A 13,841-nucleotide genomic window follows, 5' to 3' on the forward strand; every position below is an offset into this window, starting at 1 on the left:
GTTCGAGACATCTAGTGTCTCGAACGGCACCTTCATGACGTGTGGGCTAGTGGGCGAAGTGGCGGGTGCCCGTCAGGTAGAGGGACACACCGGCGGCCTCGGCGGCGGCGATGACCTCGGCGTCACGGACCGAGCCACCGGGCTGCACCACGGCACGCACCCCGGCGTCCAGCAGCACCTGCAGGCCGTCCGGGAACGGGAAGAACGCGTCGGAGGCGGCCACCGAGCCCTTGGCGCGGTCACCGGCCCTGGCCACGGCGAGCCGGGCCGCGTCGACCCGGTTGACCTGGCCCATGCCCGCGCCCACCGTGGCGCCCTCGTGGGCGAGCAGGATGGCGTTGGACTTCACCGCGCGGCAGGCCCGCCAGGCGAAGCGCAGGTCGGCCAGGGTGGCCTCGTCCACGGCGGAGCCGGTGGCCAGGGTCCACTTGGCCGGGTCGTCGCCCTCGGCCTCGATCGTGTCCACGGTCTGCACCAGCAGCCCACCGGAGACCGCGCGCATCTCGGTGCCGCCCCGCGTGGGCGGCTCCGCCACGAGGATGCGCACGTTCTTCTTGCGGGCCAGCACGTCCACGGCGCCGTCGGCGTAGGAGGGCGCGACGATCACCTCGGTGAAGATCTCCGCGACCTGCTCGGCCATCTGCACGGTGACCTCACGGTTGGCCGCGATCACCCCGCCGAACGCGCTCACCGGGTCGCAGGCGTGCGCGTTGCGGTGCGCCTGCGCGATGTCCCCGGACACGGCGATGCCGCACGGGTTGGCGTGCTTGATGATCGCCACGCAGGGCTGGTCGTGGTCGTGCGCGGCACGCCAGGCGGCGTCGGCGTCCACGTAGTTGTTGTAGGACATCTCCTTGCCGTGCAACTGCTCGGCGGTGGCCAGCCCGGCGGGGCCGTGGCCGGAGACGTACAGGGCGGCGCGCTGGTGCGGGTTCTCGCCGTAGCGCAGCACGTTGGCGCGCTGCCAGGTGGCGCCGACCCAGCCGGGGAAGCCGGTGCCCTGGTCATCGGCGGCCAGCGTGCTGCCGATCCAGGAGGCCACGGCCACGTCGTAGGAGGCGGTGTGCCGGTACGCGGCGGCGGCCAGGCCCTGCCGGTCGGCGAGGGTGAAGCCACCGGCCCGCACCGAGTCCAGCACCCACTCGTACCGGCTCGGGTCGACCACCACGGCCACGCTGGCGTGGTTCTTGGCGGCGGCGCGCACCATGGCGGGGCCGCCGATGTCGATCTGTTCCACGCACTCGTCGGGACCGGCCCCGGAGGCCACGGTCTTGGCGAACGGGTACAGGTTCACCACGAGCAGGTCGAACGGGGCGATGTCGAGCTGGCGCAACTGCTCGACGTGCTCGGGGTTGCGGGTGTCGGCGAGCAGGCCCGCGTGCACCCTCGGGTGCAGGGTCTTGACCCTGCCGTCCAGGGACTCGGGGAACCCGGTGACCTGCTCGACCGGGGTCACCGGGACACCGGCGTCGGCGAGCACCTTCGCGGTGCCCCCGGTGGAGACGATCTCCACGCCTGCCGCGTGCAGGCCGGTGGCCAGCTCCAGCAGCCCCGCCTTGTCCGAAACGCCGATCAGCGCACGGCGCACGGGACGTCGCGTGTCCACTCCTGCCTCGGTCACGGAATGCTCACCTTTCGTCCATCGATGGTGCAGCCCTGTCGGGCCAGTGCGGCGACCACGTCGATCAGCAGTCGCCGCTCCACGGTCTTGATCCGCTCGTGCAGCTGGTCCTCGTGCTCGCCCTCGGCCACGGTCACGGCCTCCTGGGCCAGGATCGGCCCGGTGTCCACCCCGCCGTCCACCAGGTGCACGGTGCAGCCGGTGACCTTGACCCCGTAGGCCAGCGCGTCGCGGACCGCGTGTGCTCCGGGGAAGGCGGGCAGCAGCGCGGGGTGGGTGTTGACCACCTTGTCGAAGCGGTCCAGGAAGGACGGTCCGAGGATCTTCATGAAACCCGCCGAGACGACCAGGTCCGGCTCGTGCGCGGCGACGGCCTCGGCCAGCGCGGCGTCCCAGGCCGGGCGGTCGGCGTGGTCGCGCAGGCGCACGGTGAAGGTGGGCACGCCTGCGCGGTCGGCGCGGGCGAGCCCCTCGATCCCCTCGCGGTCCGCTCCGACGGCGACGACCTCGGCGGGATAGCCGGGGGTCGCGGCGGCGTCCAGCAGGGCCTGCAACAGGGTGCCGGAACCGGAGACGAGAACGACGACACGGGCTGGGTCGGGAGTGCTCAGGGTAATCTCCTGGCGAGCCGGGTCACGGGCGTGACCAGCGTAAGCGGTGCCCAGATGACCTCGCCCGCCAGGTCCCCGGCTACTCCTGGTCGCGGGGCCGCGCCGCGCCGGGCTGCTCGGGCCCGACCGCCGCCTCGGCGTCCTGCTCCGACTCCCGCTCGTAGGCCTCGAGCTCGGCGAGTTCCTCGTCCAACTCGTCCAGTTCCTCGCCGACGGGTTGCCCGTCCTGCTCGGCAACCAGGTCCTCGCCGTCGAGGTCCTCCTCTTCGAAGTCCTCGGAGCCCTCGATGCCTTCGAGGTCCTCGTAGTCCTCGGCCTCGTAGTCCTCTTCGTGGTCCCCGGCGTCCAGGTCCTCGGCGTCCTCCTCGGCGAACTCCCCCTCATCGGAGGGCACGTCCGCCGCGGACTCCTCGTCCTGCGCAACGGCTTCTTCGTCCGTGCCGTCCTCAGCGCCAACCGCGGCCTCAGCCTCGGCCTCGGCTGGCGGCTCGGCGGTGGCCTCCTCGGTGACCGGCTCGGCCTTCGGACCGGCCAGCCAGGCCACGGGCAGCGCGGGCAGCAGCACCCAGCCGAAGGCCACGACACCGATCAGCCCGGCCGGGGCCGTGATCGGGCTGAACACCCCACCGCCCAGGCGGCCACCGGCCAGCGCGGCGAGCACGAAGAACACCCCGCCGACCACGGCGGCGGCGACCAGCACCGCGCGCATCCTGGTCAGCGGCCTGGGAGCGATGCGGCGGCACGCCCAGCCCAGGAACAGGCCGACCGCCAGCGGCACGGCGAGCGTCGCCAGCAGCAGGCGGCCCTGTCCGATCGGCATGGCGGCGAACAGCGGGACCGCGGGCACCTTGTCCAGGGTGAAGTGGAACGGGTTGACCGAGGCGCCGCCCATGGTGAAGCCGGGGCCCATGGCGAAGGCCAGGCTGGCGATGACGGCGTTGGGCAGGTAGCCCACGCACAGCAGCAGGATGCCCACGGCGCTGCCGAAGCTGGCGCCGGTCTTGGCGAAGACCTCGGCCAGCGTGGTCCAGTGCACGACCAGGCCGATGGTGAACAGGAAGGCGCCACCGGCGAACATGGCGAGCACACCCATGGCTCCGGCGCGCAGGCCGCGCACGACCACCGGGTCGACCCGGCTGAGCAGCACCTCGAGCAGGCAGCAGCGACGGGCGAGGCCGATCGTGGCGGCCAGGCCGGAGATCGCGCCGCAGCCGAAGAACGCCACGGCGGGCGCGGCGGTGACGGGGCTGCCGCCCAGCAGCAGGGCGACGGTCACGCCGACCACGGCGTGCGCGCCCGCGACCGGGAACACGATCTGCCTGGCCTGAGCGGGCTCGGACAGCCGCAGGCGCTGCGCGCCGCTGGCGGCGGAGCGGGCGATCAGCAACATGACCAGCGCCGTGGGCAGCAGCGGCAGCACGCCGAGCGAGTGGGTGCCCAGCCCGAGGGGCACGTGGTAGGCGGCGAGCCAGCCGGGTACGGCCATGGCCAGCACGGCTTCGGCGGAGAACTCGGCGTTGGCGGCGATCGCGGTCACCACGGCCAGCAGCGTGGCAACGGACAGGTAGCCGACGGCGATCGGGACCAGCGCGGTGGACACCAGGACGCGGCCCCGGCCGTGCCTCGGCCGCGCGGTCCGCCTGGCTGGCGGGCTCGTGCGCTGTGGTGGGGACTCGAGAACCGGCACGATTCACACCTTCGCATCGCCTTGCGCCGTCCAGGTGAGCGCCACGCCGTAGTCATCCGAACACGACCGGGAGGCGCCGGGGAGTTCCCGGCGCCTCCCGGTCGCAGGTCAGCCCTGCGGCGGGGCGCCGAACCCGCCGGGCGGGGTGCCCGGCTGCTGCTGCCCGTACTGGCCGGGCTGCGGGGCCTGGCCGGGCGGCATGGGCTGGCTGAACTGGCCCGGCTGGGACATGAACTGCGTGGGCTGCGGCTGCGGGGCCTGCTGGGGCTGGCCGTAGGGCTGGCCCTGCGGCTGGACGGGCTGCTGCCCGTACTGGCCCGGCTGCGGCTGGCCCGGCTGCGGCTGGCCCTGCTGGGGCTGCCCGAACTGGGGCTGGCCGAACTGGCCGGGCTGGCCCTGCTGGGGCTGCGGGAAGCCACCGGTCTGCGGGCTCCACGCGCCGGGCTGCGGCTGCGGGCGCGGTGCGGGCGGCTTGAGGATGCCCGCGCCGAACAGGAAGGCCGCGACGGCGGCACCGGCCTGCACGACCCCCAGGATCAGCACGATGATGCCGCCGAAGCCGACCCCGCTCGCGGAGAACACGGTGAACAGGAACGGCAGCACGGTGCCGACCGCGACCAGCCCGGGGAACGGCCCTGGCTTGGGCACGTCCTTGCCCGGCAGCGCGACCAGCGCCGCGAGCAATCCGGCGATCAGGTGGCCCGCCTGGATCCAGCCCGCGCCGGTGAAGAAGGTCGCGGAGGCGGTGATGGCGGCACCGCCGGGCAGCTGGGTGGTCGAGGAGGTCAACGGCAGGAAGCCCAGGAAGAGGATCAGCACTCCCAGCCCGGCCGTGGCCAGGTAGAGGAGTTTGTCCAGCTCTTGGCCGGACTTCGCCGGGGCCGGGGCCGGACCACCGGTGGGGAAGGTCATCGCGTGCTCTCCCTTGGCTAGACGAGCGCAGGTGCGTGTGGAAAAACGCTATCGGATCTGCGAGGAAGGACGCTCGTCGACCGTTGCCGGTTCTGCCGTGCGGCCGGAAAACGGCGACGGGGCGATCTTCGTCACGAAGACCGCCCCGTCGTCACGTCGCAGAACTCAGCCCAGCGAGGTCATGATCTCCCGCATGAGGGCGGCGGTCTCGCTCGGCGTCTTGCCGACCTTGACCCCGGCGGCCTCCAGGGCCTCCTTCTTCGCGGCGGCGGTGCCCGCGGAGCCCGACACGATGGCGCCGGCGTGGCCCATGGTCTTGCCCTCGGGGGCGGTGAAGCCCGCCACGTAGCCGACGACCGGCTTGGTGATGTGCTCGGCGATGTAGGCCGCGGCTCGCTCCTCGGCGTCGCCACCGATCTCACCGATCATCACGATGGCGGCGGTCTCCGGGTCGTCCTGGAAGGCCTGCAGCGCGTCGATGTGCGTGGTGCCGATGATCGGGTCGCCACCGATGCCCACCGCGCTGGAGAAGCCGAACTCCCGCAGCTCGTACATCATCTGGTAGGTCAGCGTGCCCGACTTGGACACCAGGCCGATCCGGCCGGAGCCGGAGATGTCGGCCGGGATGATGCCCGCGTTGGACTTGCCGGGGCTGATCACGCCGGGGCAGTTCGGCCCGATGATCCGGGTCTTGTTGCCGGTGGCCACGGCGTGCGCCCAGAAGGCGGCGGTGTCGTGCACCGGGATGCCCTCGGTGATGACCACGGCCAGGCCGATGCCCGCGTCGATGGCCTCGAACACGGCGGCCTTGGCGAAGGCCGGGGGCACGAACACGACGGTCACGTCGGCGCCGGTGGCCTCCATGGCCTCCGCGACGGTGCCGAAGACCGGCACGACAGTGCCGTCGAAGTCGACCTTCTCACCCGCCTTGCGCGGGTTGACGCCACCGACGATGGTGGTGCCCGAGGCGAGCATGCGCTTGGTGTGCTTCATGCCCTCGGAGCCGGTCATGCCCTGGACGATGACCTTGCTGTTCTCGGTGAGGAAGATCGCCACCGGTCACACCCCCGCGTTCGCGAGCTCGGCGGCCTTGTCGGCCGCGTTGTCCATCGTGTCGACCACGGTCACCAGCGGGTGGTTGGCCTCGGCCAGGATGCGGCGGCCCTCGACGACGTTGTTGCCGTCGAGGCGGACCACCAGCGGCTTGCTGGCCTCGTCGCCCAGGATCTGCAGGGCCTGCACGATGCCGTTGGCCACCGCGTCGCAGGCGGTGATGCCGCCGAAGACGTTGACGAAGACGCTGCGCACGTCCGGGTCGCCCAGGATGATCTCCAGGCCGTTGGCCATCACCTCGGCGGACGCGCCGCCACCGATGTCCAGGAAGTTGGCGGGCTTGACCCCACCGTGCTTCTCACCCGCGTAGGCCACCACGTCCAGGGTCGACATGACCAGGCCGGCGCCGTTGCCGATGATGCCCACCTGGCCGTCGAGCTTGACGTAGTTGAGGTGCTTCTCCTTGGCCTTGGCCTCCAGCGGGTCCTCGGCCTGCTTGTCCACCAGCTCGGCGTGCGCCGGGTGCCGGAAGGAGGCGTTCTCGTCCAGGGTGACCTTGCCGTCCAGGGCGATGACCTTGCCCTGCGGGTCGCGCACCAGCGGGTTCACCTCGACCAGCGTGGCGTCCTCGCCCACGAAGGTCTGCCACAGCTGGACCAGCACCTCGGCCACCTGGTCGGCGACCTCGGCCGGGAACTTGCCAGCGGCCACGATCTCCTTGGCCTTGGCCAGGTCGACCCCGTTGATCGGGTCCACGGCGATCTTGGCCAGCGCCTCGGGGCGCTCCACGGCGAGCTGCTCGATCTCCATGCCGCCCTCGGCCGACGCCATCGCCAGGAAGGTGCGGTTGGCCCGGTCGAGCAGGAAGGAGACGTAGTACTCCTCGGCGATGTCCGAGGCGGGGGTCACCAGCACGCGGCGGGTGATGTGCCCCTTGATGTCCAGACCGAGGATGGCCTCGGCCTTGGCCTTGGTCTCCTCGGGGGTCTCGGCCAGCTTCACGCCGCCGGCCTTGCCCCGGCCGCCGGTCTTGACCTGCGCCTTGACGACGACGGTCTGACCGAGCTGCTCGGCGATCGCGCGAGCCTCGTCGGGGGTCTGGGCCACAGAGCCCGGCAGCACCGGTACTCCATGGGCGGCGAAGAGGTCCTTCGCCTGGTACTCGTACAGGTCCACTCGGGTCTCCTGCGACGTCGGTGTCGGGCGTGGGCCGTGCACACGGTGGCCCATGACGCCTCGGGGATCGCGAACACCCGAAAACCCCACGTGAAAACCACTGGACAACAGCCAGGACAGACCCTATCGGCCGCGAGCCCAACGGGTGTACGTGGGAGCGGTGAGGTCAGTCACCGTGCGCGTGAAGTCCATCACGGTGCTCCGAACGGAGCCCTCCCGAGCGCACCGCGAACACCGCGAGGACCAGCACGAACGCGCAGCCCAGGGCGAGCCAGGTGCCCACCCCGGCACCGGCCCCGGGCACCCCGGAGGCGGTGAACGGGTAGTCCAGCGCGCGCAGCCCGGCCACGCCCGCGGCCCCCAGCAACAGGGCACTCGCGCGGGCGGGCCGCGAACGCAGCGCAAGCACCGCGGCGGCGCAGATGGTCAGCACACCGAGCAGCAGCCCGGAGAACGCGAACAGCCGCACGTTGGTCACCAGGCCGGGGGCCTGGTAGTCGGGCGCGGACACGGTGGGCAGCGCGAAGGCCAGCACCGCGAGCAGACCGGCCAGCGCGACCGCCGCCACCGGCACGGCGCCGGGCGCGGTCTCGACCTGCTCGCCGACCTCGTCGCGCTCCACCGCACCGGCCACGGCGGCCACGACCGCGGCGGCCACCGCCAGGAACGCGGCCAGCCAGATCACCAGCGCGCCCGGCCCGGACTGCGCGCCCGTGCGGTACAGGGAGTTCAGCGCCGTGATCGACTCGGCCGAGGCGTCCAGCACGCCGATGCCCGCCAGGGGCACGAGCAGGCACAGCACGGCGAAGGCGGGGCGGCAGGTGTTGGCCACGGCCCCGGCGAACTGCGTGCAGGCCAGCGCGGCGACCAGCGCCCCGGCCAGTACGAGCGAGCCGGTCGACGGGGTCGCCGCGGAGGCGGACAGGTCCGGCGGCACGGGCGTCGGCGAGGGACCGGTCGCGGGCAGCTCGACCTGGGGAAGCCGGGCGCCGAGCCAGGCCAGCAGCCCGGCGAGCACACCGAGCACCCCGGCTGTCACGTACAGGCCGCGCCCGGCGGGCAACCGGGCCGCGCCCAGCCCGGGGTCCGGCAGGTGGTCGACCGTGGCGCCGAGCGCCAGGAACAGCGCCGCGGCGACCAGCACCACGACCGGACCGGCCGCGGGGTGCAGCCCCGGCACGAGCAAGGCCGAGGCCAGCGCGGGCACGCACAGGGCCAGCAGCACCAGCCCGGCACCGAGCAGGCCGCCCTGGCTGGTCTCGGCGTCGCGGTTGCTCGCGCACACCACGGCGCACACCACGGCGATCACCGTGATGACCAGGCTGCCGACCGAGACCAGCGCGGGCGCCCCCAGCGCGCCGGTGCCGGGCAGGTACGGGTTGTCCGAGGTGTACGGCGCGAACAGCAGGCCCAGTGCGCCGACCGAGGGCAGCAGGGTCAGCAGCACCAGCCCGCGGCGCGGCTCCCGGCTGGTGTCGCGCTCGATGGCCGGGTCCACGGCGAGCACGCCCGCGGCGATCGTCAGCACGTGCCCGGCGAGCAGCAGCCAGGTCCCGGCACCGGCGTGCAGCTGGCTGACGCCGGTGGCGACCAGCAGTTCGGGGCGGCTGAGCAGGTTCGGGTCGACCAGCAGTTGCAGGTCGGCGAGCAGGCGGCCGAGCCCGGCCAGTGCCAGCACCACCAGCAGGGCCGAGGCCGCGGCGGGGCGGTTCGCGCGCACGAGGCCGATGGCGAGCAGCACGGGCAGGAAGGAGAGCAGGGCCAGCAGCGGCCAGGAGGTGAAGCCGGGCGGGGCGGCGGCCCCGGTGACGCCGACCAGAGGTCCGAGCACGAGCAGCACCGCGCCCAGACCTGCCGAACCCGTCGCTAGCCAGATGCGCTGCCCAGTCACCGTGGTCACGCTAGCAACCCGAACGGGCAAGGACGGACAGGAAGATGACCAACCGAATGCGGAGATGTGTCGCGAATGTTGCACGACTCACATACCGTCACCCGTATGGGGAACGGTGTCTCGCGCATCGGTGCCGAGGCGGTCAGGGCGCTCAGTGCCGTGATCAGCCCCGGCGGGCTGCGCGGGGTGGCCGTGGAGACGGCCTGGCTGGCCGCGCACGCCGCACTCTACCCCTGGGGTGCGGTGGCCGAGCGACTCCGTCCGGACGGTGCGTACACCCACTACCGGACCGACGCCCTGCCCCCGCTCCAGCGCGGGCTGGTGGTTTCGGCCATGCAGTCGGCGGGCACCCCGATCCTGCTCGTGCACGGAATAGGTGACAACAGGTCGGTGTTCACCGTGTTGTCAGCCGCGCTGCGCCGACGGGGATTCGGGGTGGTGCACGCGGTGAACTACAGCGTGCTGACCGCCGTCAGCGGGGATGTGCGGCGGGCGGCGGCGCTGTTCGGGGAGCAGGTGGAGCGGGTCTGCGAGCAGACCGGCGCCGACCGGGTGCACGTGGTCGGGCACTCGCTTGGCGGCCTGATCGCGCGGTACTACGTGCAGCGCGCGGGCGGTGACCAGCGAGTGGACACCCTGGTCACGCTGGGCACCCCGCACCGGGGGACCCTGTCCGCCTACGTGCTGCCCACACACCTGGCCCGCCAGTTGCGGCCGGGGTCGCGCCTGATGGGCGAGCTGGAGCAGCCCGCGCCGGGCTGCCGGACCCGGTTCGTCGTGGTGTGGAGCGAGATGGACCAGGTCGTGCTGCCGCAGAGCAACGCCCGCCTGGAGCACCCGGACCTGGATGTCACCGAGCAGCGCCTGCGTGATGTTGGTCACCTCGCACTGCCGGTGGACTCACGCGTGTCCCGCCTGGTGCTCAACTCACTGGTCCGCCTGGATCACCCGGCTACCGGCCAGGTAGAGCCTTTCGGGCGCGAACCACGTGATCATGGGATCACCCACCGTCATAGTGCCTCGCTGGAGCTGCCGAGCTGACCCCCAACGGGGGAGCACCGGGCTCAGGGCTTGCCCCTAGGGGTCGGTCTTCGTTACGTTCCCGCAGTCCGTTGTCACGGTCTGGTCACAGCAGGAACGACGTGGAGTCGGCACCCCGAAACCGACTCCCCGGGTCCCCCGCCCGGTGTCGCTGTGCCCCGGACTCCCCGAGGCGGAAGGTCAGGCTTTGGTTCAGCACCGCTCCCCCGGCGGCCAGAATCGATCCGCAGTGCTCGAGCGCGAGGCTTCCCCCGAGGCCCCCGCACGGGCTCGCGGCGCACACCGGCTCCCGCCGCCGCCCTCCGCCCTGCGCGGCAGGGTCGCGGTCGCGGCCGTGGCGATCGGCGCCTTCGCGGCCGCCGCCGCGGGCAACACGCTGCAGCACGGTCACTCCACCGGTGGCATCACACCGCTGGCCGACACCAGGGACGCCAACGCGGCGTTCGGCGTCGGCAACGGCGGCGGCAGCCCCGAGGTGCTGCCGATCGTGCGCACCACCGACGCGGCTGCCGAGGCGCAGAAGCTCGCGGCCAACGAGAAGATCACCGCCGACCGGCTGGCCGCCCAGGCGGCCCGTGAGGCCGAGGCACGGCGACCGCTGTTCGTCAAGCCCGCACAGGGCACCTTCTCCTCCGGCTTCGGTGGCCGCTGGGGCGTGTTCCACTACGGCATCGACATCGCCAACGCGATGGACACGCCGATCGTGGCCGCCGCCGACGGCGTGGTCATCGACGCGGGCCCCGCCAGCGGCTTCGGCCTGTGGGTGCGTATCCAGCTCGCCGACGGCACGATCAACGTCTACGGGCACATGGACACGTTCTCCGTGCACGTGGGCCAGCACGTCCGCGCGGGCGACCAGATCGCGCGCATGGGCAACCGGGGCGAGTCCACCGGCGTGCACCTGCACTTCGAGGTCTGGGACCCGTCCGGCAAGAAGATCAACCCCGTGCCCTGGCTGAACGCCCGCGGCATCACCGTCTGACGACCCACCCCACACCCACCCGCGAGTCCCGCCCTCCAGCACGTGAGTCCCGCTCCGGAGAACGGGACTCGCGTGCCTGTGGGCGGGACTCGCGGTCAGGTGGTCAGGGACTCGGCGGTGCGCAGGCCGGCAAGGGCCTGGTCCACGGCGTGCCGGTGGTCGATCCGGCGGGCCAGGGTCACGGCGTCCGCGTAGTGCCGGGCCGCCTCGCGGTGCCCGCCCATCGCCAACTGGATCGCACCGAGGTCCTGTAGCACCACGTTCTGCGCGTACAGGTCCCCCAGCTCGCGGAAGATCTCCAGCGAGGGCGTGCAGCAGGCCAGCGCCTCGGCCAGGTCGCCGACGGCCAGCCGGGTCTCGCCGAGCCCGCGCAGCAGGTCCCCCTCGTGCCACGAACTGCCGGTCTGCCTGGCCAGCACCAGCGCGCGCTCGTAGCAGCGGACCGCCGCGTCGTGGCGCTGCGCCCCTCGGTACGCCTCGGCCAGGTTGCTCAGCGTGGACATCTCGCGGTGCGCGTCCTCCGGCCCGTAGCGCACCGCGGGCATACGGCGCACGTGCTCCATCGCCTCCTGTGGGCGGCCCAGGTGCACGTAGGAGGCCCCGATCGAGCTCAGCGACAGCGCCTCGCCCACCGAGTCGCCCATGCGGCGGGCCGCGGCCATGGAGTACTCGGACACCTCGATGATCCGCTCCCAGTCGCGGCGCAGGCGCATGTACTCCCACAGCACCACGCCGAACCGCCACACGGTCAGGTCCCGCCAGGTCTGCGCGGCGAGCCGGTCCAGCGCGAACAGGTTCACCCCGTCCACGTCGAACCACTGCAAGGCCGCCAGGTAGCCGTCGAAGGTCAGCGGACGGCACTCCGGCGGCGGGTTGCCCACCGGCATGTCGCAGTCCTGGCCGCGCAGCGCGTTGTCCGCGTTGTCCGCCGTGTAGAGGTAGAAGTCCATCATCCGGTCCACGGCCGCGTCCCGGTCGCGGGCGTCCTCCCCGTGCAGCACCTCCTCGGCGGCGTAGACCCGCAGCAGGTCGTGCAGCCGGTACCGGTCCCGGTCCACCTCGTCGAGCAGGTGCCGGTCGGTCAGGTCGGTGAGCAGCCGCCGGGTGGTCGGCACCGACAGGCCGGCCAGCGCCGCGGCGGCCGGGGTGCTGATCTCCGGCCCCACGTGCAGCCCCAGCATGCGGAACACGCGTGCCGTCTCGGGTTTGAGCGCGTGGTAGGACCAGGAGAAGACCGCCCGGACCGCGGTGGACTCGTCGTCCTCCGGTGCCAGCACGTCAAGCCGGTCGCGCTCGTCGGACAGCTCGGCGGCCAGGTCGGCCAGCAGCAGGTGCGGGTGGGTCGCCGCCCGGTCGCCCGCGATGCGCAGCGCCAGCGGCAGGTAGCCACACAGCCGCACCAGCTGCTCGGCCGCGTCCGGCTCGGCGTTGACCCGGCCTGGCCCCAGCATGGCGGCCATCAGCCGCAGGGACTCCTCGGTGCTGAGCAGGTCCAGGGTGATCCGCCTGGCCCCGTCGCGGGCCACCAGCCCGCTCAGCCTGTTGCGGCTGGTCACGATCACCGCGCAGGACCCGTCCCCGGGCAGCAACGGGCGCACCTGGTCGGTGGTCGCCGCGTTGTCCAGCACCACGAGGATGCGCCGGCCCGCGACCAGGCTGCGGTACATGCCGACCTGGTCGTCCAGGTCGGCGGGCACCTGCCTGGGCGGCACACCGAGGCCGCGCAGCAGGTAGCCCAGCGCGTCGGTGGGCATCAGCGGGGGCAGCCTCGGGTCGAACCCGCGCAGGTTCACGTAGAGCTGGCCCTCCGGGAAACGCGGGCTCACCCGGTGTGCGAAGTGCACCGCCAGCGCGGTCTTGCCGATACCGCCCGAGCCGTCCACCGCGGTGATCAGCACCCCGCGGCCCGCCTCGTCCAGCAGCTCGGTCAACTGGGTCAGCTCCGCCTCACGCCCGGTGAAGCCCGGCACGTCGTGCGGCAGCTGCGCCGGTACCACCGCGCCCGCAGTCAACTGCCCGCCCACGGCGCGCGGGGCGGCCAGCCCCGGGTCGTTGCGCAGGATCTGGGCGTGCAGCTGGCGCAGTTCGGCGGAGGGCTCCACGCCCAGGTCCTCGGCCAGCACCCGGCGCACGTCCTGGTAGACCTCCAGCGCGTCGGCCTGCCGCCCGCACCGGTACAGGGTGAGCATGAGCAGCCAGCGCAGCCGCTCACCCAGCGGGTGCTCGCGGACCACCCCGGGCAGCTCGGCGGCCAGGTCGTGGTGGCGGCCCAACGCCAGCATCAGCTCCGCGCGCTCGTCCACGACCTGCAACCGCAGCTCGCTGAGCCTGGCCCGCTCGCTGTCCACGTAGGGGCAGGCCAGTCCGTCGAACGGGGTGCCCTGCCACAGGGCCACGGCCCGGTCCAGCTCGGCGACCGCCTCGGTCTGCCTGCCCTCGGCCCGCAGCGACCTCGCCCGCTCGCGGTGCGCCGCGAAGGCCGTGACGTCGAGCAGCTCCTCGTTCATCCGCAGCAGGTAGCCCGCCCCGGTGCTGATCAGCACCGTGGACGGCGCGCGCTGGGTCCGGTTGGGCTCCAGCGTTCTGCGCAGACCAGCCACGTAGGTGTGCACGCTGCCCTCGGCACTGGCCGGAGCCTGCTCACCCCACAGCGAGAAGATCAGCTCCGAGCGCGGCACCATCCGGTTGGCGTTGACCGCCAGCAGACCGAACAGCGCGCGCTGCATCGGTGCGCCCAGCTCCAGCTCGCGCTCCGCGGCCCAGCCACGAACGGGTCCCAGCAGCGCGACCCTGATCCCCACTCCCACACCTGAAACCGTGCCCAGGCCCTCGGCCATCCAGCGTCCTCCCAGCCCGGCGGCCCGCCA

General features: G+C 72.8%; 10 protein-coding genes. 2 read left to right on the top strand and 8 right to left on the bottom strand.

Annotated features, from left to right (window positions below; all coding sequences use genetic code 11):
• Window positions 1-46: 46 nt before the first annotated feature.
• The 7 genes from purH to KALB_RS39855 all read right to left on the bottom strand — a co-directional run bounded on the left by purH (window position 47) and on the right by KALB_RS39855 (window position 8,951).
• Window positions 47-1,621 carry a bifunctional phosphoribosylaminoimidazolecarboxamide formyltransferase/IMP cyclohydrolase gene (gene purH / locus KALB_RS39825; protein WP_025361267.1) on the bottom strand — a complete coding sequence of 525 codons (1,575 nt, stop codon included), beginning with the start codon at window positions 1,619-1,621 and terminating at the stop codon, window positions 47-49.
• A complete protein-coding gene (purN, locus tag KALB_RS39830; RefSeq protein WP_030111863.1) occupies window positions 1,618-2,232 on the bottom strand; it encodes a phosphoribosylglycinamide formyltransferase in 615 nt (204 codons plus the stop codon). The genes purH and purN overlap by 4 nt, the downstream gene beginning before the upstream one ends.
• A 79-nt stretch (window positions 2,233-2,311) precedes the next feature.
• On the bottom strand, window positions 2,312-3,919 hold the full coding sequence (locus KALB_RS39835) for a cell division protein PerM (RefSeq protein WP_148309833.1): 1,608 nt from the start codon (window positions 3,917-3,919) through the stop codon (window positions 2,312-2,314).
• 108 nt (window positions 3,920-4,027) lie between these two features.
• Window positions 4,028-4,831: a DUF5336 domain-containing protein gene (locus tag KALB_RS48020; RefSeq protein WP_025361270.1), complete on the bottom strand. Its 804-nt coding sequence runs from the start codon at window positions 4,829-4,831 to the stop codon at window positions 4,028-4,030.
• A gap of 165 nt (window positions 4,832-4,996) precedes the next feature.
• Window positions 4,997-5,887, bottom strand: a complete 891-nt coding sequence (gene sucD / locus KALB_RS39845) for a succinate--CoA ligase subunit alpha (protein WP_025361271.1) — start codon at window positions 5,885-5,887, stop codon at window positions 4,997-4,999.
• 3 nt (window positions 5,888-5,890) lie between these two features.
• Complete coding sequence (sucC, locus tag KALB_RS39850) at window positions 5,891-7,060, bottom strand: ADP-forming succinate--CoA ligase subunit beta (RefSeq protein WP_025361272.1); 1,170 nt, start codon at window positions 7,058-7,060, stop codon at window positions 5,891-5,893.
• 166 nt (window positions 7,061-7,226) lie between these two features.
• The gene (locus KALB_RS39855) at window positions 7,227-8,951 is read right to left on the bottom strand and encodes a hypothetical protein (protein WP_148309834.1); all 1,725 of its coding nucleotides are present in this window, start codon (window positions 8,949-8,951) and stop codon (window positions 7,227-7,229) included.
• A 105-nt stretch (window positions 8,952-9,056) separates the two neighbouring features.
• Between KALB_RS39855 and KALB_RS39860 the strand changes: the two genes are divergently transcribed.
• Both KALB_RS39860 and KALB_RS39865 read left to right on the top strand, forming a co-directional pair.
• Complete coding sequence (locus KALB_RS39860) at window positions 9,057-9,992, top strand: esterase/lipase family protein (protein WP_025361274.1); 936 nt, start codon at window positions 9,057-9,059, stop codon at window positions 9,990-9,992.
• A gap of 229 nt (window positions 9,993-10,221) precedes the next feature.
• The gene (locus KALB_RS39865) at window positions 10,222-10,974 is read left to right on the top strand and encodes a M23 family metallopeptidase (RefSeq protein ID WP_236650115.1); all 753 of its coding nucleotides are present in this window, start codon (window positions 10,222-10,224) and stop codon (window positions 10,972-10,974) included.
• Between the two features lie 95 nt (window positions 10,975-11,069).
• Here KALB_RS39865 and KALB_RS39870 read toward each other — a convergent pair whose 3' ends face one another.
• On the bottom strand, window positions 11,070-13,775 hold the full coding sequence (locus KALB_RS39870; RefSeq protein ID WP_051913114.1) for an AfsR/SARP family transcriptional regulator: 2,706 nt from the start codon (window positions 13,773-13,775) through the stop codon (window positions 11,070-11,072).
• Window positions 13,776-13,841 lie beyond the last annotated feature (66 nt).

This window comes from Kutzneria viridogrisea DSM 43870 (assembly GCF_000525635.1).
Taxonomy (GTDB): Bacteria; Actinomycetota; Actinomycetes; order Mycobacteriales; family Pseudonocardiaceae; genus Kutzneria; species Kutzneria viridogrisea.

Bases quoted from the DNA above. Each gene is read 5' to 3' on its own strand.
- KALB_RS48020 (WP_025361270.1), bottom strand. From the start codon at position 4,831: ATGACCTTCCCCACCGGTGGTCCGGCCCCGGCCCCGGCGAAGTCCGGC.
- KALB_RS39860 (WP_025361274.1), top strand. From the start codon at position 9,057: ATGGGGAACGGTGTCTCGCGCATCGGTGCCGAGGCGGTCAGGGCGCTC.